21 protein-coding genes and 1 tRNA gene are annotated in these 20,066 nt (G+C 63.7%); 16 read left to right on the forward strand and 6 right to left on the reverse strand.

Going from position 1 to position 20,066, the window contains the following annotated elements:
• Positions 1 to 90 precede the first annotated feature (90 nt).
• The 3 genes from AC1RQ9_RS08895 to AC1RQ9_RS08905 all read right to left on the reverse strand — a co-directional run bounded on the left by AC1RQ9_RS08895 (position 91) and on the right by AC1RQ9_RS08905 (position 3,818).
• The gene (locus AC1RQ9_RS08895; protein ID WP_485986544.1) at positions 91 to 1,986 is read right to left on the reverse strand and encodes a cobaltochelatase CobT-related protein; all 1,896 of its coding nucleotides are present in this window, start codon (positions 1,984 to 1,986) and stop codon (positions 91 to 93) included.
• A gap of 18 nt (positions 1,987 to 2,004) precedes the next feature.
• Complete coding sequence (gene cobS, locus AC1RQ9_RS08900) at positions 2,005 to 3,030, reverse strand: cobaltochelatase subunit CobS (protein ID WP_193732043.1); 1,026 nt, start codon at positions 3,028 to 3,030, stop codon at positions 2,005 to 2,007.
• 158 nt (positions 3,031 to 3,188) lie between these two features.
• Entirely contained in the window at positions 3,189 to 3,818 is a 630-nt protein-coding gene (locus AC1RQ9_RS08905; RefSeq protein WP_485986545.1) for a J domain-containing protein, read from the reverse strand.
• Positions 3,819 to 3,897: 79 nt separating this feature from the next.
• Between AC1RQ9_RS08905 and AC1RQ9_RS08910 the strand changes: the two genes are divergently transcribed.
• The gene (locus AC1RQ9_RS08910; RefSeq protein WP_176642544.1) at positions 3,898 to 4,212 is read left to right on the forward strand and encodes a BolA family protein; all 315 of its coding nucleotides are present in this window, start codon (positions 3,898 to 3,900) and stop codon (positions 4,210 to 4,212) included.
• Positions 4,209 to 4,832 (forward strand): LolA family protein, encoded by a 624-nt coding sequence (locus AC1RQ9_RS08915; RefSeq protein WP_485986546.1) that lies wholly within the window; start codon positions 4,209 to 4,211, stop codon positions 4,830 to 4,832. Before AC1RQ9_RS08910 ends, AC1RQ9_RS08915 begins: the two co-directional genes overlap by 4 nt.
• 27 nt (positions 4,833 to 4,859) lie before the next feature.
• On the opposite strand, the gene lipB is transcribed toward AC1RQ9_RS08915, so the two are convergent.
• On the reverse strand, positions 4,860 to 5,546 hold the full coding sequence (lipB, locus tag AC1RQ9_RS08920; RefSeq protein WP_193732046.1) for a lipoyl(octanoyl) transferase LipB: 687 nt from the start codon (positions 5,544 to 5,546) through the stop codon (positions 4,860 to 4,862).
• A gap of 60 nt (positions 5,547 to 5,606) precedes the next feature.
• On the opposite strand from lipB, the gene AC1RQ9_RS08925 reads away from it, so the two are divergent.
• The 5 genes from AC1RQ9_RS08925 (at position 5,607) to moaA (ending at position 9,874) form a co-directional block, all read left to right on the forward strand.
• Positions 5,607 to 5,692: transfer RNA gene (locus AC1RQ9_RS08925), tRNA-Leu, on the forward strand.
• Positions 5,693 to 6,133: 441 nt separating this feature from the next.
• Positions 6,134 to 7,003 (forward strand): UTP--glucose-1-phosphate uridylyltransferase GalU, encoded by an 870-nt coding sequence (galU, locus tag AC1RQ9_RS08930; protein ID WP_485986547.1) that lies wholly within the window; start codon positions 6,134 to 6,136, stop codon positions 7,001 to 7,003.
• Positions 7,000 to 8,409, forward strand: coding sequence for a phosphoglucomutase/phosphomannomutase PgmG (gene pgmG, locus AC1RQ9_RS08935; protein WP_485986548.1), 1,410 nt, complete (start codon positions 7,000 to 7,002; stop codon positions 8,407 to 8,409). The genes galU and pgmG overlap by 4 nt, the downstream gene beginning before the upstream one ends.
• 199 nt (positions 8,410 to 8,608) lie before the next feature.
• Complete coding sequence (locus AC1RQ9_RS08940) at positions 8,609 to 8,830, forward strand: DUF3553 domain-containing protein (protein WP_010507884.1); 222 nt, start codon at positions 8,609 to 8,611, stop codon at positions 8,828 to 8,830.
• A 12-nt stretch (positions 8,831 to 8,842) separates the two neighbouring features.
• Complete coding sequence (gene moaA, locus AC1RQ9_RS08945; protein WP_485986551.1) at positions 8,843 to 9,874, forward strand: GTP 3',8-cyclase MoaA; 1,032 nt, start codon at positions 8,843 to 8,845, stop codon at positions 9,872 to 9,874.
• A 15-nt stretch (positions 9,875 to 9,889) separates the two neighbouring features.
• Here moaA and AC1RQ9_RS08950 read toward each other — a convergent pair whose 3' ends face one another.
• Positions 9,890 to 10,810, reverse strand: a complete 921-nt coding sequence (locus AC1RQ9_RS08950; RefSeq protein ID WP_485986552.1) for a methyltransferase domain-containing protein — start codon at positions 10,808 to 10,810, stop codon at positions 9,890 to 9,892.
• On the opposite strand from AC1RQ9_RS08950, the gene AC1RQ9_RS08955 reads away from it, so the two are divergent.
• The 5 genes from AC1RQ9_RS08955 (at position 10,809) to AC1RQ9_RS08975 (ending at position 14,254) form a co-directional block, all read left to right on the forward strand.
• Entirely contained in the window at positions 10,809 to 11,573 is a 765-nt protein-coding gene (locus AC1RQ9_RS08955) for a double zinc ribbon domain-containing protein (protein WP_485986554.1), read from the forward strand. The two genes, AC1RQ9_RS08950 and AC1RQ9_RS08955, sit on opposite strands and share 2 nt — an antisense overlap.
• A gap of 70 nt (positions 11,574 to 11,643) precedes the next feature.
• Positions 11,644 to 11,904, forward strand: coding sequence for a glutaredoxin 3 (grxC, locus tag AC1RQ9_RS08960; protein ID WP_193732052.1), 261 nt, complete (start codon positions 11,644 to 11,646; stop codon positions 11,902 to 11,904).
• 23 nt (positions 11,905 to 11,927) lie between these two features.
• Complete coding sequence (locus AC1RQ9_RS08965) at positions 11,928 to 12,386, forward strand: DUF1178 family protein (RefSeq protein WP_193732053.1); 459 nt, start codon at positions 11,928 to 11,930, stop codon at positions 12,384 to 12,386.
• Positions 12,387 to 12,454: 68 nt separating this feature from the next.
• Complete coding sequence (locus tag AC1RQ9_RS08970) at positions 12,455 to 12,979, forward strand: DUF2147 domain-containing protein (RefSeq protein ID WP_193732054.1); 525 nt, start codon at positions 12,455 to 12,457, stop codon at positions 12,977 to 12,979.
• Positions 12,980 to 13,024: 45 nt separating this feature from the next.
• A complete protein-coding gene (locus AC1RQ9_RS08975) occupies positions 13,025 to 14,254 on the forward strand; it encodes a lactonase family protein (RefSeq protein WP_485986557.1) in 1,230 nt (409 codons plus the stop codon).
• Positions 14,255 to 14,292: 38 nt separating this feature from the next.
• On the opposite strand, the gene ubiG is transcribed toward AC1RQ9_RS08975, so the two are convergent.
• The gene (gene ubiG / locus AC1RQ9_RS08980) at positions 14,293 to 15,042 is read right to left on the reverse strand and encodes a bifunctional 2-polyprenyl-6-hydroxyphenol methylase/3-demethylubiquinol 3-O-methyltransferase UbiG (protein ID WP_485986558.1); all 750 of its coding nucleotides are present in this window, start codon (positions 15,040 to 15,042) and stop codon (positions 14,293 to 14,295) included.
• 157 nt (positions 15,043 to 15,199) lie between these two features.
• Between ubiG and AC1RQ9_RS08985 the strand changes: the two genes are divergently transcribed.
• From AC1RQ9_RS08985 to ispG, 4 genes are all read left to right on the forward strand, one after another.
• Positions 15,200 to 16,453, forward strand: a complete 1,254-nt coding sequence (locus tag AC1RQ9_RS08985; RefSeq protein ID WP_193732057.1) for an aspartate kinase — start codon at positions 15,200 to 15,202, stop codon at positions 16,451 to 16,453.
• An 11-nt stretch (positions 16,454 to 16,464) separates the two neighbouring features.
• The gene (locus AC1RQ9_RS08990) at positions 16,465 to 17,550 is read left to right on the forward strand and encodes an NAD(P)H-dependent flavin oxidoreductase (RefSeq protein WP_193732058.1); all 1,086 of its coding nucleotides are present in this window, start codon (positions 16,465 to 16,467) and stop codon (positions 17,548 to 17,550) included.
• Positions 17,547 to 18,692, forward strand: coding sequence for a helix-turn-helix domain-containing protein (locus AC1RQ9_RS08995; RefSeq protein WP_485986559.1), 1,146 nt, complete (start codon positions 17,547 to 17,549; stop codon positions 18,690 to 18,692). Before AC1RQ9_RS08990 ends, AC1RQ9_RS08995 begins: the two co-directional genes overlap by 4 nt.
• Before the next feature lie 129 nt (positions 18,693 to 18,821).
• Complete coding sequence (gene ispG / locus AC1RQ9_RS09000; protein WP_193732060.1) at positions 18,822 to 19,982, forward strand: flavodoxin-dependent (E)-4-hydroxy-3-methylbut-2-enyl-diphosphate synthase; 1,161 nt, start codon at positions 18,822 to 18,824, stop codon at positions 19,980 to 19,982.
• Positions 19,983 to 20,066: the final 84 nt, after the last annotated feature.

A 20,066-nucleotide genomic window follows, 5' to 3' on the forward strand; every position in this document is an offset into this window, starting at 1 on the left:
GCAGCATTCTTCGAAGCTTCCTGAAAAAAGCTTCACCAAAAACTTTCTTAACAGAAAAGCCCTATCCCACAACCGGGACGGGGCAGGGGACTAGCCGCCGCGCCTGCGGCCGCGCGTGGCTTCTTCTTCAAACAGTTCGGACAGTTTCTTCATCATCGTGCCGCCCAGTTCCTCGGGATCGGTAATGGTTACGGCGCGGCGGTAATAGCGCGTCACGTCATGGCCGATACCAATGGCCAGCAGTTCCGTGCTGGTCCGCGTCTCGATATGCGCGATGACTTCGCGCAGGTGATTTTCCAGATACGACCCCGGATTGGCCGACAGCGTGCTGTCATCCACTGGCGCGCCATCGGAAATCACCATCAGGATGCGCCTGCCTTCGGGCCGCGCGGCCAGACGCCGCTGCGCCCACAGCAGGGCCTCACCATCAATGTTTTCCTTCAGCAGCCCCTCACGCAGCATCAGCCCAAGGTTACGCCGCGCGCGTCGCCACGGCATGTCCGCGGCCTTGTAGATGATATGGCGCAGGTCATTCAGCCGACCGGGGTTTTCGGGCTTGCCTTCCTGTACCCACAACTCCCGGCTGCGGCCACCTTTCCATGCACGGGTGGTAAAGCCGAGTACCTCCACCTTCACGGCGCAGCGTTCCAGCGTGCGGGCAAGGATGTCACCACACATGGCCGCCACCGAAATCGGCCGCCCGCGCATGGACCCCGAATTGTCGATCAGCAAAGTTACGACCGTATCACGAAAATCGGTATCGCGTTCGCGCTTGTACGACAGGGACAGCATGGGATTGACCACGATGCGCGACAGGCGGCCCGCATCGAGCATCCCTTCCTCAAGGTCGAATTCCCACGCGCGCGTCTGCTGCGCCATGAGCTTGCGTTGCAGGCGGTTGGCCAGCTTGGACACCACGCCCTGCATGCTGACCAGTTGCTGGTCCAGCGTCTGGCGCAGACGGAACAGTTCTTCCGTGTCGCACAGATCCTCGGCGGCTATTTCCTCGTCATACACGGTGGTGAAGGGGTGATAGGTGGGGGTGACTTCCTCTTCCTCCACCTCGTTCTCACCGGGACCGCCGGCTTCTTCCGATCCGCTGGCCGATCCACCCTGGTCGCCATCATCGGGGTCTTCATCACCAGCACCCGTGCCCTGTGACATCTGCATGGGCAGGGAATTGTCATCTTCCTCCGGCCCTTCGTCCTGTGGCTCGGGCGTGGTGTCGTCGGTCTGTTCCTCGTTTTCGCTGCTGGCGGCTTCCGCTTCGGATGTGCCGTCATCGGCCACTTCATCCGGCGTGGTTTCCTGCTGCATCAGGTCACAGGCCATAAGCAGCCTGCGCGCGGCCTGCGCGAAATCACGCTGGCTGTCCTGACGCGTCACCATTTCATCCAGTGCGCGCAGGGCGGCGGGCGGCAGGCTGTCGGACCATGCTTTCATAAGGTTGCGCATGGACACGGGCACGGGACGGCCCGACATGCGCGCGCGCGCCAGCAGCCCAAGGGCAATCGGGGTCGGCAGTTTCGTATGGCTGGGCAGGCGGTCCAGCCCCATATCGACGCATTCCTGCGCCAGGCGGGCGTCAAGGTTGGCCGCAACCCCTTCCATATGCCGCGCGCCAAGGCTTTCGACACGGGCCTGTTCCAGCACGTCATAGACTTCGCGGGCTTCACCCGGCGGTGGGCTGGCGCTGTCATGCAGCGCTACGTCATGATGGCGCAGACGCAGGGCGGCGGCATCGGCTGCCCCACGCATGCGGGTCACTTCGGCATCCGTCATCCGCCGTGACGGGTGGGGCAGGCGGACATGGGTGCCGGTAACCGAAACCCCCGATGGCACCGGGCCATTGAGGAACGAGACCTCGGCCTGTGCCTGACCGCCCAGCGCGCGCACGGCGCCAACCGTCGCGCGCTTGAATCCCTCGGCCTGACGGGCTTCCTGCTCGGCCTGTGGGGAAGGGGGGTTTTTCCGGTTTTCACGCATGCCTTGCCTGCCCTGTCATCAGCCCCTGGGCGCCAGCGGACTGGCGTTGAAGCAGCGCTGGTAATATTCCGCCACCGTCGGACGCTCCGCCTCGTCACACTTGTTGAGGAAGGTAACGCGGAACGCAAAGGCAAGATCGTTGAAGATACGGAAGTTCTCGGCCCAGCTTATGACCGTGCGCGGTGACATGACGGTGGAAATATCCCCCGCAATGAAGCCCGAACGTGTCAGATCCGCCAGTGCGACCATGCTTTCCACCCGCTTGCGCCCGGCTTCGTCCTTTTTGGGATCAATGCCCATCTTGGCCAGCACGATGGCCGTTTCCTGCGCATGGGGCAGGTAGTTCAGCGTGGTCACGATGTTCCAGCGGTCCATCTGGCCCTGATTGATCTGCTGCGTGCCATGGTACAGGCCCGTCGTATCCCCCAGTCCGACCGTGTTCGCGGTCGCGAACAGACGGAAGAAGGGATGCGGGCGGATCACCCGGTTCTGGTCCAGCAGCGTCAGGTGTCCCTCGATTTCCAGCACGCGCTGGATCACGAACATCACATCGGGGCGGCCTGCGTCGTATTCGTCAAATACCAGCGCGCAGGGGTGCTGCAGGCCCCATGGCAGCAGCCCCTCGCGGAATTCGGTGATCTGCTGACCATCCTTCAGCACGATCGCGTCCTTGCCGATCAGGTCGATGCGCGAGATGTGGCTGTCGAGGTTGATGCGTACGCTGGGCCAGTTCAGCCGCGCCGCCACCTGTTCGATATGGGATGACTTGCCCGTGCCGTGATAGCCCTGGACCATGACACGGCGGTTGAAAGCAAACCCCGCCAGGATGGCCAGCGTGGTGTCATGGTCGAATTTGTAGGACGGGTCGATGTCGGGCACATGATCGGTGCGGACCGAGAAGGCTGGCACCTTGATATCGCTATCGATCCCGAACACGTCGCGCGCCGAAACCTGCAGGTCGGGAGCGGACACGGCCGAGATGTCGGGAAGCGGCGTACCGTTGGCGTCCGCTGCGGCGGTTATCAGGTCTGCGGGTTCGTTCATCTGCTTTTTCTCGTCCGTCGCTTCATGTGTTTTGGCCCGCCATGACAGCACAGGGCGGCATATCAGGCCGTAAGTATAGGTCTACCTGTAACGATCGACCAGTGCCGGGTTTCAGTCAGCGTGTGGCGCAACACCCGAAAGCAGGTGGCACGGCACCATCATGCGCTGCGCGCCATGCCGTCGCGCCCAGTGCTGGCGACCAGGTGGGCGCGCACGGTGGCATAGGCGATATTGATGCCCTTGAACCGTTCTTCCGCCTTGCGGTCACCGCCATTGGCGTCGGGATGGTGCTGGCGGGCAAGGTCCTTGTACCGGGCCTTGAGTTCCTCCATCGACACCGGCCAGCCAAGGTCGAGCACACCCAGCGGATATTTCAGCGCCTGTGGCGCCTCCGCCCGGCGGTCCTCCGCCTGGCGCTGCCGCGCACGGCTGCGCGCGCGGGCCTTTGCCGCCCCCTTCAGCAGGTCCAGCGGGTCAAGCACCTCTTCCTCGCTGAAGGCATGGGCGGAATTGCCCTGTCCCAGCTTCCATGACGGCCGGTTCCATGACGTGTCGGCGCGGATATGCGCCTCGATCTGGCCGGGGGTCATGCCGCGATAGAAATCCCAGTTCGCGTTATATTCACGCACGTGCTGCAGGCAGAACCAGAAATAGCTGTTCAGCGCATCGCGCGAACGCGGGGCGCGGTAACCCGCGGGCTGGTCGCAGCCATGCATGTCACAGCAGCGGTCCGGCGCATCGGGTTCGGGGTCAAAGGCGCGGTGCCGGGTGTTCCTTCTCTTCATCATTGTCGTTATGTGCGCCTGTTCATGCTTCGTGCAAGAGCGAAGCTGTGCAATGAATGATCCCGCTATCATGGAGCCGCCAATGGAACAGCAAGCAACCGGCCGGGCCGGACGGATCGAACGCATCATACGCGAACATCTCGCCCCCGTGGAACTGCGCATACAGGATGACAGCGCCCGCCACGCCCACCATGTCCATGTACGCGACAATGGCGTACAGGCAGGTGAAAGCCACTATAACGTGCTGATTGTCAGCCCCGCGTTCGGGGGCGTGGGCCGCGTGCAGCGGTCGCGTATGGTGCATGACCTGCTGGCGGGGGAATTCGCGGGCGGCATGCATGCCCTCTCTCTCGTGCTGCGCACGCCTGATGAGCAGGCACGGATGGACGCGGCATGAAGCCCGCCTTTCCCTTCGCCACACGGCGGCTGATGATGGGCGGCATGCTGACCCTGCTGGCCGCCTGCGCCGGTACCCCCGTGCAGCAGCCCGACCAGCAGGCGGACATCGCCCGCGTCGAGGCCTATCTCAATACCTCGGACGGGTTGCAGGCCAATTTCGTGCAGACATGGCCCGATGGCGGAAAGGGGCAGGGCGTGATGCATTATGATCCGGGCCGCCTGCGGCTGGATTACGAAACGCCGGGGTCGATGAAGCTGGTTGCGGAAAACGGGCACCTGCTGTTTGTGGACCACCGCCGCGAATCGGTCACCCGCATGTCACTGGGCCACCAGCCGCTTGGCCTGCTGCTGGACCAGCCCGTGCACCTGTCAGGACTGATTTCGGTCACGGCGGTGCAGCATGGACAGAACAGCCTGCAGGTTTCACTGGCGCGGCGTGACAGCGAATCACAGGGGATCCTGACGCTCGGCTTTTCCGATATCGGCGGAAAGCTGTCCCTGCTGGTGATCGAGATGACGGACGTGGAACGCCAGCACATCCGCCTTGACCTGACCGACACCACCGTCAGCGGTCAGAAATGGCCTGACGCAATGTTTACCCTGTCCGCCAGCAATTAGGCGCGTACCCGGCGCGTGGGCCTGCGCTTACGCACCGGGAATCGGGCCGAAGCACTCCGGCCACGTGGCCGCGAGGGCTGCGTCAATTTCGTCCATGCTGACATCCTTGCCCAGCTTCTTCAGGCTGGTGACGCCGTATTCACTGATGCCGCATGGTACGATCCCACCAAAATCACTCAGGTCCGGGGCGACATTGATCGCGATCCCGTGCCAGCTGACCCAGCGTGAGACGCGCACGCCAATAGCCGCGATCTTTTCCTCGCGTCCCGTGGCGGGATCGACCACCCATACGCCAATGCGGTCCGCGCGGCGTTCCCCCACGACACCAAAGTGCCGCAGCGTGCGGATGATCCATTCTTCCAGCGTGTGGACATAGGCGCGCAGGTCGCGCGGGGGCGCCATGCCATGGGACCGGGTCAGGTCCAGCATGGCATAGGCCACACGCTGCCCCGGCCCGTGATACGTCCACTGCCCGCCACGCCCGGCGGGGTAGGTAGGGTAGCCACGCGGGTTGAACAGATCCGAATCCTTTGCCGATGTCCCGGCGGTATAGGTAGGGGGGTGTTCCAGCAGCCACACCCGTTCAGGCAGCGTGCCCGCGCGGATGCCCTGTGCCTGACCCTCCATTTCCGCCAACGCGGTGGGGTAGGGAACCAGATTTGGCGCCCTGTGCCATAAAAACTCGTTTTCAGTCATTGCCCGCGCGCCTTCCATCGGTTATATGCCCGTTCATCGTCATGACGGTATCGCCCAGTCGATCATCGTTGTCACGTTGCGGCCATGGCGGAATGGTAGACGCGCAAGCTTGAGGTGCTTGTGGGGGCAACCCCGTGGAAGTTCGAGTCTTCTTGGCCGCACCAGTTTTTTCCTGAAAATTGATGAAAACCGGATCATGCCCCATCGGGGCAGGGTATCCGGTGCCCCCATGCGATTTCGGCATGGGGGGCGCTATCGCCCGATTCATGAATGTTACATACGCACACATGCCATGCGCTGGTGGCAGGAAACAGTGCGGTCATGTCATAAAAAAGTCATAATATTTCCGCACAAAAAGCCGCTATCATCCTCAGGAGATATGGACAGCGTGGTAACCGGACACCCTGCACGGGAGGTTACAAAACGTGTCGTGTCAGTGGCGTGTACTGCCGTAAGGACAGAATCGTGATTTAAGTCATGTTTGGTCCTGATAAAGCACGCTACATCATTGCCATCTGGCAACGCCCGCCTGCCTGTTTCCGTTTTATGAACAGTGGGTTGGTCGGTTTTGCCTGTTCCTGTCATGCATCTTGAGGTAAATATTAGTGATTAAGCCCCTTAAAAAAGCCGTATTGCCGGTTGCCGGTCTTGGAACACGCTTTCTGCCCGCCACCAAGTGCGTGCCCAAGGAAATGCTGACCGTCGTTGACCGTCCGCTGATCCAGTATGCGATTGACGAGGCACGCGAAGCCGGGATCGAGGAATTCTGCCTCGTTTCCAGCCGGGGCAAGGATTCCCTGATCGATTATTTCGATATTTCCTACGAACTGGAAGACACGCTGAAGGCCCGCAAGAAGGCATCGGCGCTGAAGGCCCTGGAAGCAACCCGCGTAACCCCGGGTTCCATGCTGTCCGTGCGCCAGCAGGAACCGCTGGGCCTTGGCCACGCCATCTGGTGTGCGCGTGAGTTCATTGGCAACGACCCGTTCGCCATCCTGCTGCCCGATGACGTGGTGCAGAGCAAGAAGTCGTGCATCGGCCAGCTGGTCGAAGTCTACAACAGGACCGGCGGCAACGTGCTGGCCGTGACCGAGGTCCCGCGTGAGCAGACCGGCAGCTACGGCATCCTTGATGTCGGCAAGGACGATGGCAAGACCGTCGAGGTCAAGGGCCTGGTTGAAAAGCCCGACCCGAAGGATGCGCCGTCCACCCTGTCCGTGATCGGCCGTTACGTGCTGACCGCCGACGTGCTGAAGCACCTGGCCAAGCTGGAAAAGGGCGCAGGCGGGGAAGTGCAGCTGACCGACGCCATGGCCAAGACCATTGGCCATGTGCCGTTCCACGGCTATCGCTACGAAGGCAAGCGCTTCGACTGCGGCAGCAAGATCGGCTTCCTGGAAGCCCAGATCGCCTTCGCGCTGGAGCGTGAGGAACTGGCCCCGGACGTGCGTGAATTCCTGACGAAGTACAAGTGATCTTCCGGCACCGTTTTGATCCGACCAGCCTGCGGGAATATGATATCCGCGGGACGGTCGGCAAGACACTGGGGCCTGAAGACGCCTATGCCATCGGCCGCACGTTCGCAAGCGTCGTGGCCGGTGATGGCGGCAGGACTGTCGTCATCGGATATGACGGACGCCTCTCGTCCCCCGCCCTCGAGCGCGCGCTGGTGGAGGGGGCCATGGCGTCCGGCATGGACGTGGTGCGCATCGGCTGCGGACCGACGCCCATGCTGTATTTCGCCTCCGCCGATCTGAATGCGGACGGGGCGATCATGGTCACGGGCAGCCATAACCCGCCTGACCATAACGGTTTCAAGATCGTACTGGCCAACAGGCCGTTCTTTGGTCCGCAGATCGCAATGCTGGGACAGATGGCCGCCACGGGCAATGTCATGGCGCAGGCATCCGGCACCACGCGGATGGTGGATGTGAAAGCCGCCTATATCGACCGGCTGCTGCGTGACCACGATAGGGGCGCCCGCGCGCTGAATGTCGTATGGGATTGCGGCAACGGGGCCGCGGGCGATATCCTGTCGCTTCTGGTCAGACGCCTGCCGGGACGCCACCGCGTGCTGAATGCCACGATTGACGGCCGGTTTCCCGCCCATCATCCCGACCCCACCATACCCGAGAACCTGCAGCAGCTGATTACGGCCGTCCGTCACGACGGGGCTGATCTTGGCATTGCCTTTGATGGCGACGCAGACCGTCTCGGGGTGGTGGATGATACGGGTGCGATCCTATGCGCGGACCAGCTTCTGCTTATCCTTGCCCATGATGTGCTGCGTGCCCGGCCAGGGGCAACCATCATTGTCGACATCAAGACCAGCCAGGTGGTGTTTGATGAAATCGACAGGGCGGGTGGGCGAGCGCTCATGTGGAAATCCGGCCATTCGCAGATGAAGGAGCGCATGTCCGAAACCGGCGCGTTACTGGCGGGCGAAATGTCGGGCCACCTTTTCTTTGCCGACCGGTGGTATGGCTTTGACGATGCGCTTTATGCGGCACTCCGCCTGCTGGATGTGGTCTCCCGCCTCGGCGGTTCCCTGTCGGATGCGCGGCGCGCGCTGCCCGTCGCCGTTTCCACCCCGGAACTGCGCTTCGCCTGTCCTGATACGCGCAAATTCGACGTGATTACGGAAGTCGCCACCCGACTGGCGCAGGCGGGGGCCGATGTCTGTGATATCGATGGCGTACGCGTCAGCACGCCGGATGGGTGGTGGCTGCTGCGGGCCTCCAATACGCAGGCGGTCCTTGTCGCCCGGGCAGAGGGCGCGACACAGGCGGCGCTGGACCGGCTGAAGGCGGCCCTGTCTGCGCAACTGGCGCAATCTGGCGTGGCGCTGCCCGACAATGCGGATCAGGCCGCGCCCCATTGATAAAGAAGAATTAAGAGTTTTTGGGCGTCACCTTTTTTCAGAAAGGCGACGCTCCCTGACGCTTTTTGAAAAAAGCTTCACCAAAAACTTCCTTATGTTACGCGTAATGCCGCAGGGGCAGGACGGCATTCCCTGATACAGACGGTTTTTTTGTTGAATGCCGGGCCATGGGGTTTAATAAGACCCGCACCGGTCCGATATGCCGGTCATGATCCCCATGCAGGAACCGCGCGATATAATGGCCACTCCTCCCTTCCGTTCATTTCTTGTGCCGGGGCAACTCGTAAGCCACCCCGATCACCCGGAATGGGGCGAAGGGCAGGTGCAGTCCGCCATCGGGCATCGGGTCACGGTCATGTTTCCCCATGCGGGCAAGGTGCTGGTCGATGCCACGGTCGTGCAGCTGACCGTGCTGTCATAAGGGATCACCTGCATGAACATCGCCCCGTTGACCGCCCCGCTGCCGGATTCCTATGGCCGCCTGCTGACCTACCTGCGCGTATCGGTGACGGACCGGTGCGACATGCGCTGCATCTACTGCATGTCCGAAGACATGACCTTCCTGCCCAAGGCGGAAATCCTGTCGCTGGATGAACTGGGCCGCCTGTGCGCCGCCTTCATCCGGCATGGCGTGCGCAGGCTGCGCGTGACGGGGGGGGAGCCGCTGGTGCGGCGCGATGTCATGGGCTTTTTCCGGGAAATGGGCGGCTGGCTGAACCGCCCGGATGGGCAGGCCGGACTGGATGAACTGACCCTGACCACCAATGCCAGCCGGCTGGCGGAATTTGCCAATGACCTGCGCGCCTGTGGCGTGCGGCGGGTCAATGTCAGCCTTGATTCGCTCGATCCCGACCGCTTCAGGCGTATAACCCGGCGCGGCAGCCTGACCCGCACGCTGGACGGTATCCGTGCCGCGCGGGAGGCGGGACTGGACATACGCATCAACACCGTGGCCATGGCGGGCATGAATGCGGATGAATTCGATACCCTGATCGCGTGGTGCGGTGAAATCGGCGCGGATCTGTGCCTGATCGAGACCATGCCCATGGGGGAAACGGGCGAGGACCGGACCGACCGTTACCTGCCGCTGTCGGATGTACGCCGCGACCTGCAGCAACGTTGGACACTGGAGCCGCTGACCTATCGCACCGGTGGCCCCGCGCGTTATGCCCGCATTGCCGAAACCGGACGCAGGATCGGTTTCATAACCCCCATGACCCATAATTTCTGCGAAAGCTGCAACCGGGTCCGGCTGTCATGCACCGGGCGACTTTATACCTGTCTCGGACATGAAGGCTCGACGGACCTGCGCGCGCCGCTGCGGGCCGGGGCGGATGACGGGCAGATGATGGACCATGTCCGCGCCGCCATCCTGCGCAAGCCACGCGGGCATGACTTCCTGATCGGCCGCAATGCCGATGATCCCGCCCGGGTCACACGCCACATGAGCGTCACCGGCGGCTGAAGGCCCGCATGCATGTTACGGCATCCCACGCAGCGCATCCTCCAGGCTTACGCTGAACTGCCCCGGTCGCAGGGGTTGCGGCTGGGTCGGGGCAGGGGACCAGCCTGTCATCATCGCCACATGCAGGTCCTGATTCAGGCCGCCGTCCTTGTCCACGGGCAGGTGGCCCAGCGCATCGGCCAGCAGCGCCGGATGGGCCAGTCCCCGCGCCCGCGCGCGCAGGGCGTTTGTCTCCCCGGCGTTACGCAGGTCGGTCAGCAGGCCCATGGGGGTGCGATAGGACAGGTGGATCACATCCGCATCCACTACCGGCAGCGAAAATCCCGCGCGCTGCAGCAGCCCCGCACAGTCCCGCAGCCCAGGAAAGGGAGAGACACGTGGCGAAACCCCGCCACGCTGCGCCATTTCGGCCTCCATCAACGCGTGGCGCAGGCCACTCAGCGTGGGCAACACCGGCATGCAGGCCAGAAACAGCCCGTCAGGGGCCAGTATGCTGCGTATCTGCGCCAGCACGCCCGGCAGGTCATTGACCCAGTGCAGCGACAGGCAGGCCACCACAAGATCAAAGCTGTGGGGTGCAAAGGGCAGCCATTCCGCATCCATGCAAACGGCTGGTCCCCCATCCGCCCCACACATGGATGGCGACAGGTCGGTCGTCACGGTTGTGATGCCACGGGCGCGCAGGGCCTGCGCCACGACACCGCGCCCGCCAATATCCAGCGCCGTGTGAAAGGGGCGGGTGACATCATCCAGCCGGTCCAGCAGGCGATCCGCCGCTTCCGCCAGCACGGGCCGGACATGGCCAACCGTGGCGGCCGCACGGTCACGGTGCAGGCGCACGGCGTGGCGGTCAAATATCTGCGGCACATCCATGCTCATACCCCCGATGTGCCGCCTTGCCCCGTCGCTGCCAAGCCCACGATCACGTGAACGCATGAACCATCACGCACGCCCCTGGTGGCGACGGGCCGGCACGCGCATGCTGGATATGCTGTTCCCGCCACACTGTCTTGCCTGCGGGGCTGATGTCATGCAGGCGGGACTGTTATGCGCGACATGCGTCAGCCAGTTGCACCTGATTACATCGCCCTACTGCCATCGCTGCGCCCTGCCGTTCCCCTCCCGCGCGGCTGGCGGCGCCACGCTGACCTGCACCGCATGCGCCGAAAATCCGCCGCCATGGGGGGAGGGACGTGCGGCGATGGTGTATGACGACCTGCCGCGCCGGCTGATCCTGCCACTGAAATATGCGGACCGGACGGAAAACGCGATCCTGTTGGCGCGTTACATGGCGGCGGCAGCTCGAGGAGTGGTGGAAAAGGACAGCATTTTCATACCGGTTCCCCTGCATCGGATGCGCCTGTTTACCCGGCGGTACAATCAGGCGGCACTGCTGGCATGCGCACTGGCACGGCAGACAGGGGCAGGCGTCCTGCCGGACGGTCTGGAACGCCTGCGGGCCACGCCCGCGCTGAAGGGACAGGGCAGGACACGCAGGCAGGCCATCATGCACGGCGTGATTGGCGTGCGCGGCCACCGGCTGGGTGATATTGCGGGCCGGCATGTCATCGTAGTGGATGATGTCATGACCACGGGCGCCACACTTGCGGCCTGCGCCAGCAGCCTGCTGAAGGCGGGAGCCGCACGGGTTGATGTACTGGCCACCGCGCGTGCCTGTGGCCAGCATGAACAACAATAGGATAAGCTGGAAATCCAGACCCGTTCCGCCAGCATGGCAACGGATACATAACAGACCAAGTGAAGGTTCAATGCCGTCTATTGAAATCTATACCCAGCCGGGCTGCCCATACTGCATCCACGCGGTCCGCCTGCTGGCGCACAAGGGTGTGCCCTTCAATGAAATCAATGCCCCGCATGGCACGCCCGAACGCGAGGAATCGATCCGCCGGTCTGGCGGACGCACCACCGTGCCCCAGATATTCATCGACAATACCCCGATTGGCGGCTGTGATGACCTGATGGCGCTGGAACGGGCGGGCAAACTCGATACCCTTCTGGGTAAGGGCTGACACGGCACACGGACGGAGAGGGCATGATCCGGTACCAGCTACGCTGTAGCGCAGGCCATGAATTTGAAGGATGGTTCCCCGGCAGCACCGCGTTTGAACAGCAGGCCACGCGCGGCCTGCTGTCATGTCCGCAATGCGGTTCGGCGGATGTCACGCGCGCGCTGATGGCACCGGCGGTTCATACCGCGGCCCCCCAGCCAGCCGGGGACACACCGCCGCAACCCGCGGCCACGCCACCCGGCCATGCGTCTGGGGGAGTGCCCGACGCCATGATCGCTCTGTTACAGAAAATACGCCAGACGGTGGAGGAACACTGCGACGACGTGGGGGACCGCTTTGCCGAAGAAGCCCTGGACATGCACCGGGGCAGGAGTGCTGCACGCGGCATCTATGGCAGCATGACGCCACAGGAGCAGGCCGAACTGGATGAGGAAGGGGTGGAGGTGCACGCCATCCCGTGGGTCCGCCGGGCCGACAGCTAGAGGGAACACGCAAGCGCGCGGCACGCGTATACCGCCGCGTCACGCGCCATGTGGGGGAACGATTGGAAATGCACGACAGCAAGAGCCACAATGGTATGCGCCAGACCGGGCACCGGGTGGGCAGGCGCATCAGGCGCTGGCTGGCCACGGGTGCCATGGCCGCCTTATGCGCAGTGGCGGCCGGGGCCGGCTGCCATCCAGCCGCCCGCGCCGCGGAAGCGGAACCGGACATCATCGGCCGGTGGATGACCAAGGACCATGACGGCGTGTTCGAGATTTCACACTGCGGGAACGAGATCTGCGGAAAACTGGCCGGTGTGCGCTATACGACCGAAATGCCGCGCGACAAGCGGGGCGAGCCTGAATGCAACCTGCCGATGCTGAACGGGTTCACCCCCGACCCGAAGGACGTGGGACACTGGAACGGCCATGTGACCGATCCCGATACGGGGCATGTCTATCATGCCAAGCTGTGGGTCTCCCAGTCGGGGGACCTGAAGCTGCGCGGTTTCGTGGCCGTGCCTTTATTTGGTGAAACCGAAACGTGGAGCCGCTATACCGGCACGATCGGCCCGGCGTGCAAACTGCCCTGACGCCCCCAAAAACAAGTCTCAACCAATAGGGATGATCGTTATTCCATGAGCTGCAATATCTCCCGCCGTGCATTCACCACCGCACTGGCTGCCGCAGGCGTGCCCGCCATATCCCGCCGTGCCGTGGCACAGACGGCCACCACGCCCCGCACCATCTGCTATATCGGTGGCTATACCCAGCACGGACCGCCGGGGGGGGCAGGCAACGGGCAGGGTATCTCGGTGTTTGAAATGAACCCCGACACCAGCAGCCTTTCGCCGCTCATGACCTATGTGGACATCGCAAGCCCGTCCTTCATGGCCATGTCCGCTGATTTCAAGCATCTGTATGCCCTGAGTGAAATCAATGATTTCAACGCCAATGGCGAAGGCTGCGTCACGGCGTTTTCCGTCAACCGCACCAGTGGGGAACTGACCAAGCTCAACGTCGTGCGCTCGGGCGGGGCCGTGCCGGCGCATCTCAGCGTGCATGCATCGGGCAAATACGTGCTGGTGGCCAACTACATGGGCGGCACGGTCGGCGTTCTGCCCATCCACCCCGATGGCAGCCTGGGCGACCCGACCGACGTGGTGCACAATACCGGCCCGCGCATGCCCGACCGCGCGGCGGACAACCCGCCGGGCAACTTCGCCATAAGTGACCATTCCAGCGCGCATGTGCACATGGTGGCGTCCGACCCGTCAGGCCGGTATGTGCTGGCCTGCGACGCCGGGCTGGACCGGGTGTATGTGTGGACGCTGGACCTGCACACAGGCAGGCTGGTCCCCGCCAAGACGCCGTTCATTTCCATGACGCCGGGATCGGCCCCGCGCCACTTCTCCTTCAATGAGAAGGGGACGATGATCTACATTCTGGGTGAACAGGATTCGAAAGTGGTCGCCGCCACCTTCAACCCCCAGACCGGTGAAATCGTGCCCCAGCAGACCGTCAGCACCGTCACCCCGCATTTCCGGGGCAGCACGCTGGCGGCGGGCATCCTGCTCTCGCCCAACGGCAAATACCTGTATGTGTCGAACCGACTGGGTGATTCGCTGGCCAGCTTCCATGTAAATGACGACGGTACGCTGAACCTGGTCGAAGAAATCTGGATGCATGCCGACTATGGCCGCGCGATGATGTTCGACCCCAGTGGCACCTACCTGTTCTGCGCCAACCAGCGCAGCGATTCCGTCACCTCGTTCAAGGTCAATGCCCAGACCGGGGTGCTGGACTTCACATGGAACTTCACCCCCGTGGGCAGCCCGACGACATTCGCGTTCATGAACACGATCTGACGCCGGGCCACGGTGCACGACCGGGGCGGCGGCTGCCCTCAGTCGCGCACCATCGCCGCGATGTAGTTCACCGCCATGTCGCGGCTTTCACGCCAGCCGCCAAGGCCGGGCACCATACCCGCGGCATCAGTTATGCGCAGGCCCGCATGGGCCGCGTACTGTCCCATTTCGGCCGGGGTAATGAACTTGCGCCAGTCATGCGTGCCGACCGGCAGCAGGCGCAGGACGTATTCCGCACCGATCTTGGCCATGGCCATGGACCGCCACGTGCGGTTCATGGTCGAGACCACCAGCGCGCCCCCAGGCCGCAGCATGCCCCCCAGCATGCGCAGGAAAGCGGCCGGGTCGGTCACGTGCTCGATCACCTCCAGCGCTGAAATCGCGTCAAAGCGCGCGCCTTCGGCCACCAGTTCCTCCGCACTGCCGCAACGGTAGGACAGCGGGCCCGCGGACGGGGGCAGGGGATGGCGGCGCATGTGCAGCCTGGCCGCCGTAATCGCCGCCTGCGACGCATCCAGTCCGGTCACGTCGAATCCGGCACGGGCAAAGGCCTCGCTGGCCAGTCCCGCGCCGCAGCCAATGTCCAGCAGCGTGCGGCGCGCGCCATCATCTGCCTGTGGGGCGGGCAGGTGGCGCATGGCCCAGCCGGTGCGCAGGTCGTTCATGGCGTGCAGCGGGCGCATCGGGCCGGCCGGATCCCACCACCGGGCAGCCAGATCGCTGAAATGGGCGATCTCCTCGGGGGCGACGGAATCTGCCGACAGAACGGGCGAATCGTGATGCTGCATAAGTGCACCGCCTTTCATTTGGCTTTCTCCCGCTGGACGCGGAAGCTGGGGAGATGTATGTGACGCGGCTTGCGCATAACCGCAATGCCCCGGATTGGCCAACAGGGCCGCACTCCGGATATGCTGAAGCCCGAGCCATAATGGAGCCACTATTCCGATGTCCCCTACCGTACCGCGGATCGTGATGAAATTCGGCGGCACGTCCGTCGCCGATCTTGACCGGATTCGTGCCGTCGCGGAAAAAGTCCGGAAACAGGTCGAGGCCGGGTGCGAGGTTGCCGTTGTCGTCTCCGCCATGTCTGGCGTGACCAACCGCCTTGTCGGCTACTGCCGCGATCTCTCGCCCCAGCATGATGAACGTGAATACGACACCGTCGTTGCAACGGGCGAACAGGTCACCAGTGGCCTGCTGGCCATCGCGTTGCAGAACCTTGGGATCAATGCCCGGTCCTGGCTGGGCTGGCAGATCCCGCTGCGCACGGATGACGCGCATGGCAAGGCGCGTATCGTATCCATAGACGGTGCGAACCTGATCGACAGCATGCGGGCAGGGCAGGTGCCGGTCGTCGCCGGTTTCCAGGGGATCGGCCCCGACGGGCGCATCAGCACGCTGGGGCGCGGGGGGTCCGATACTTCGGCCGTGGCGCTGGCGGCGGCCCTGAAGGCCGACCGGTGCGATATCTACACCGATGTGGACGGAATCTATACAACGGACCCCCGTATTGTTACCAAGGCGCGGAAGCTGGACAAGATTACCTATGAGGAAATGCTTGAACTGGCGTCCGTAGGGGCCAAGGTGCTGCAGACCCGCAGCGTGGAACTGGCGATGAAGGAGCGCGTGCGTGTGCAGGTGCTGTCCAGTTTCACCGATGGTCCGGCACCGTCAGAAGGGCATCTGCCCGGTTCATTAGTCGTGGATGAGGACGAAATCGTGGAACAGGAACAGGTCGCCGGAATTGCCTACTCCCGGGACGAGGCAAAGATTTCCGTCCGCCAGCTTCCCGATCGCCCGGGCATTGCGGCGGCGGTGTTCGGCCCGCTGGCCGATGCCAACGTGAACGTGGACATGATTGTCCAGAGCACCGGCGACGACGGGACGACCAACATGACGTTCACGATCGGCAAGGCCGATCTGGCGCGCGCCATTTCCGTGCTGGAAAGCCACCGGGACGCCACCCAGTACACGGAACTGCAGACCGATGACGACGTGGTGAAGATCAGCGTCGTGGGTGTTGGCATGCGTTCGCATGCCGGTGTCGCCAGTACGATGTTCCGCACGCTGGCCGAACGCAACATCAACGTGCAGGTCATTTCCACCAGCGAGATCAAGGTTTCGGTGCTGATCGCTTCCGAATATACCGAACTGGCGGTGCGCGCCCTGCACACCGCCTACGGCCTTGACGCAGCGTGAGCGCGGCCGGAATGTCAGACGCCACCACATCCGCCGCCCCGTCAGCTCTGACGGACCCCGCACGCCGGGCGGAAGCACGCGCGCGCCTTGACCACCTGTGGGGACGTGGCACGCGCTTCCTGGGCAGCGAATACGCGCTGCTGGCGGGTGCGATGTCATGGGTCAGCGAACGCAACCTTGTTTCCGCCATTTCCAATGCAGGCGGCTTTGGCGTGCTGGCCTGTGGCGCGATGGAACCCGCACGCCTGGCCGAGGAAATCGCGGCGACACAGGCGCTGACCAAGCGCCCGTTCGGCGTCAACCTGATCACCATGCACCCGCAGCTTGATGCACTCGTACGTGTATGCCTCGACGCGGGCATCACCCATGTCGTGCTGGCCGGTGGCATTCCCTCCGGCCCGGTCATCCGCGCCATCAAGGAAGGCGGTGCAAAGGTCATCGCCTTTGCACCGGCACTGGTGCTGGCCAAGCGTCTTGTGCGCCTTGGCGTTGATGCGCTGGTGATCGAGGGATCGGAAGCGGGCGGGCATGTCGGCCCGGTCTCGCTGACCGTTCTGGCGCAGGAAATCCTGCCCCATATCCATGACGTGCCGATCTTTGTCGCAGGGGGACTGGGACGTGGAGACGCCATCCTGTCATACCTTGAACAGGGGGCGTCGGGCGCGCAGCTTGGCACCCGCTTTGCCGCATCAAGGGAAAGCATCGCGCATGAAAATTTCAAGAAGGCCTTCATCCGCGCCAATGCACGCGACGCGGTGACGTCCGTTCAGCTTGATGAACGCTTTCCGGTCATTCCGGTACGCGGGCTGAACAACGCGGGCACGCGCAACTTCCTGCAGCACCAGGCGGAAACGCTGCGCCGTTTCCAGTCTGGCGAACTGACCAAGGAAGCCGCCCAGCTGGACATCGAACATTTCTGGGCTGGCGCGCTGCGCCGCGCCGTGGTGGATGGTGATGTCGAAAATGGTTCCGTCATGGCGGGACAGTCGGTCGGCATGATCACGGGCGAGCAGTCAGTCGGTGAGATTATCAAGGAACTGGTCGATCAGGCCATTGATGCCCTGATCCGTCAGGATGAGAGGGCCCGCTACGGATGAGCGACGGCAAACGCAATTTCCGCCCCAACCCCGCACAGGGTACGACAGCCCCGATGCCCGGCACGACGACCATCGCATCGGTCGGGGACATTCTGCGTGCGCGCCGCGAGGAGCTGGGGTGGAAACTGCCCGATGTCGCAGCATGGCTGCGCATCCGCCTGCCATACCTGGAGGCACTGGAATCAGGCCATCCCGGTGCGCTGCCCGGCAGCGCCTATGCCGTTGGCTTCCTGCGCACTTATGCCAAGGCGCTGGACCTGGAATCCGAACAGCTGGTTGAACGCTTCAAGGTCGAAAGCCGTGGCGCGTTTACCCGTCGGTCCGAACTGTCCTTTCCCGTGCCGCTGCCCGAACGGGGGCTGCCGACGGGGGTGCTGCTGCTGTGCGGCCTCGTGATTCTGGCGGTGGCCTATATCGGCTGGTACAAGCTGACCGGCACGGATGGCCTGCATGACATACCCACCAAGCTGACGCTGCCGGGGCTGTCCTCATCCACCACCGCGTCGCCGCAGGTGGCGTCCGTCCTGCCCCCGGCCGAGGAACGGCCAGAGCCACAGCCGCTGCCCCAGCAGGAACGTGACGCCCTGACCGGCACGCCGCCGTCCGTGCCCATGCCACAGACCGCGTCGGCCGAGCCACCCGCACCGGCCACCCCCACGCAGCCACTGGAAAAAATGGGCGAGGACCGTAACGTGCTGGCACAGCAGGCCGCCGCTGCCGCGCAGCCCGCGACCGCAACGGACGGGGTAACCCTGAGTGCGACCGCCATGACATGGGTGCAGGTACGCAGGCCCGGTGGCCCGGTGCTGTATGACCACACGATGCAGCCCGGTGAGACATGGCAGACCCCGCCGGACCAGACCGGCCTTGTGCTGACGGTTGGCAACGCGGGCGGCCTGACGCTTGTGGCCGGTGGCGTGACGACACAGCCACTGGGCCGTAACGGGGAAGTCCGGCACAACATTCCCCTAAGCCCCGCAGCCGTGGCGGACGGGTCGGTCATGCATGCCGCCCCCGCGCCCGTCATCCACCCACCGGGGCCTTCACCCGTAACCGATTCATCGGCTATTGGCGCAACACCCATGACGGGAAATGGCAATAATCTTTCTCCGCCCCTCCCGCAGCGCATCAATCCGGAGTAGAATGGTCTCCACGGCATGGTCCCCTGATGGTCACCATGCCGGAAACCGGCATGTAACAGATCCCCGGGTCGTGCCGCCCCGCCACGGCGGGCCGGAGCACAAACCGCCGCCTTATCTGGAGGGCACATAATGAGCAGCTATCGTCCTTATCAGCACATCGAACGCCGCAAGTCGCGGCAGATCCATGTCGGCAGCGTGCCGGTCGGTGGTGACGCCCCGGTTTCGGTCCAGACCATGACCAATACCCTGACCACCGACGCCGAGGCCACGATCGCGCAGATCCGCCGCGCCGAACTGGCGGGTGTGGACATCGTGCGCGTCTCCTGCCCCGATGAGGACAGCACGAAGGCGCTGGCCGAAATCGTGCGTGAAGTGAATGTGCCGATCGTGGCCGACATCCACTTCCACTATAAGCGCGCCATCGAGGCCGCGAAGGCCGGCGCCGCGTGCCTGCGCATCAACCCCGGCAACATCGGCAGCGCCGAGCGCGTGCGTGAAGTCGTGAACGCGGCGAAGGACCACAACTGCTCCATCCGCATCGGCGTGAATGCCGGTTCGCTGGAAAAGCACCTGCTGGAAAAATATGGCGAGCCGAACCCCGACGCGCTGGTGGAAAGCGCACTGGAACACGCCAAGATCCTTGAAGATCATGATTTCCATGAATTCAAGATCAGCGTGAAGGCATCCGACGTGTTCATGGCGGTCGCGGCCTACCAGCAGCTGGCCGATGTATGCGACCATCCGCTGCATATCGGCATTACCGAAGCGGGCAGCAAGCGCGCGGGCACGGTCAAGTCCTCCATCGGGCTGGGTAACCTGCTGTGGTCGGGCGTGGGTGACACCATGCGCGTCTCGCTTTCGGCGGAGCCGGAAGAGGAAGTGCTGGTCGGCTGGGATATCCTGAAGTCGCTGGGCCTGCGCCACCGTGGCGTGAAGATCATTTCCTGCCCGTCCTGCGCGCGTCAGGGCTTCAACGTGATCGAGACCGTGCAGACGCTGGAAGACCGGCTGGCGCATATCAAGACGCCCATGACGCTGTCCATCATCGGCTGCGTGGTCAATGGCCCCGGTGAGGCGCTGATGACCGATATTGGTGTGACCGGTGGCGGTTCGGGCCGCCATATGGTCTATTCCGCCGGCAAGCAGGACCACACCATGCCCGCGGGCGACATGATCGAACACATTGTCGAACTGGTGGAAAAGAAGGTGGAGCAGCTTGCAGCCGCCGACGCCAGCAACACCCCCGCCGAGGAAATGGCCCGCGAAGCCACCATGTCCACCGCGGACTGAAGACACGCGGCGCGCCATGGTTCCGGCGCGTCGCCCAACCGGCCAGCCCCATGGGGCATGGGCCGGGTTCAATGCAGGAATATC

The organism is Komagataeibacter ossonobensis (assembly GCF_057359305.1).

What these genes read in the sequence shown, in the direction of transcription:
- AC1RQ9_RS08895 (WP_485986544.1), bottom strand. Translation starts at nt 1,986, where the DNA reads ATGCGTGAAAACCGGAAAAACCCCCCTTCCCCACAGGCCGAGCAGGAA.
- cobS (WP_193732043.1), bottom strand. Translation starts at nt 3,030, where the DNA reads ATGAACGAACCCGCAGACCTGATAACCGCCGCAGCGGACGCCAACGGT.
- AC1RQ9_RS08905 (WP_485986545.1), bottom strand. Translation starts at nt 3,818, where the DNA reads ATGATGAAGAGAAGGAACACCCGGCACCGCGCCTTTGACCCCGAACCC.
- AC1RQ9_RS08910 (WP_176642544.1), top strand. Translation starts at nt 3,898, where the DNA reads ATGGAACAGCAAGCAACCGGCCGGGCCGGACGGATCGAACGCATCATA.
- AC1RQ9_RS08915 (WP_485986546.1), top strand. Translation starts at nt 4,209, where the DNA reads ATGAAGCCCGCCTTTCCCTTCGCCACACGGCGGCTGATGATGGGCGGC.
- lipB (WP_193732046.1), bottom strand. Translation starts at nt 5,546, where the DNA reads ATGGAAGGCGCGCGGGCAATGACTGAAAACGAGTTTTTATGGCACAGG.
- AC1RQ9_RS08940 (WP_010507884.1), top strand. Translation starts at nt 8,609, where the DNA reads ATGCCGGTCATGATCCCCATGCAGGAACCGCGCGATATAATGGCCACT.
- moaA (WP_485986551.1), top strand. Translation starts at nt 8,843, where the DNA reads ATGAACATCGCCCCGTTGACCGCCCCGCTGCCGGATTCCTATGGCCGC.
- AC1RQ9_RS08955 (WP_485986554.1), top strand. Translation starts at nt 10,809, where the DNA reads ATGAACCATCACGCACGCCCCTGGTGGCGACGGGCCGGCACGCGCATG.
- AC1RQ9_RS08950 (WP_485986552.1), bottom strand. Translation starts at nt 10,810, where the DNA reads ATGCGTTCACGTGATCGTGGGCTTGGCAGCGACGGGGCAAGGCGGCAC.
- grxC (WP_193732052.1), top strand. Translation starts at nt 11,644, where the DNA reads ATGCCGTCTATTGAAATCTATACCCAGCCGGGCTGCCCATACTGCATC.
- AC1RQ9_RS08965 (WP_193732053.1), top strand. Translation starts at nt 11,928, where the DNA reads ATGATCCGGTACCAGCTACGCTGTAGCGCAGGCCATGAATTTGAAGGA.
- AC1RQ9_RS08970 (WP_193732054.1), top strand. Translation starts at nt 12,455, where the DNA reads ATGCACGACAGCAAGAGCCACAATGGTATGCGCCAGACCGGGCACCGG.
- AC1RQ9_RS08975 (WP_485986557.1), top strand. Translation starts at nt 13,025, where the DNA reads ATGAGCTGCAATATCTCCCGCCGTGCATTCACCACCGCACTGGCTGCC.
- ubiG (WP_485986558.1), bottom strand. Translation starts at nt 15,042, where the DNA reads ATGCAGCATCACGATTCGCCCGTTCTGTCGGCAGATTCCGTCGCCCCC.
- AC1RQ9_RS08985 (WP_193732057.1), top strand. Translation starts at nt 15,200, where the DNA reads ATGTCCCCTACCGTACCGCGGATCGTGATGAAATTCGGCGGCACGTCC.
- AC1RQ9_RS08990 (WP_193732058.1), top strand. Translation starts at nt 16,465, where the DNA reads ATGTCAGACGCCACCACATCCGCCGCCCCGTCAGCTCTGACGGACCCC.
- AC1RQ9_RS08995 (WP_485986559.1), top strand. Translation starts at nt 17,547, where the DNA reads ATGAGCGACGGCAAACGCAATTTCCGCCCCAACCCCGCACAGGGTACG.
- ispG (WP_193732060.1), top strand. Translation starts at nt 18,822, where the DNA reads ATGAGCAGCTATCGTCCTTATCAGCACATCGAACGCCGCAAGTCGCGG.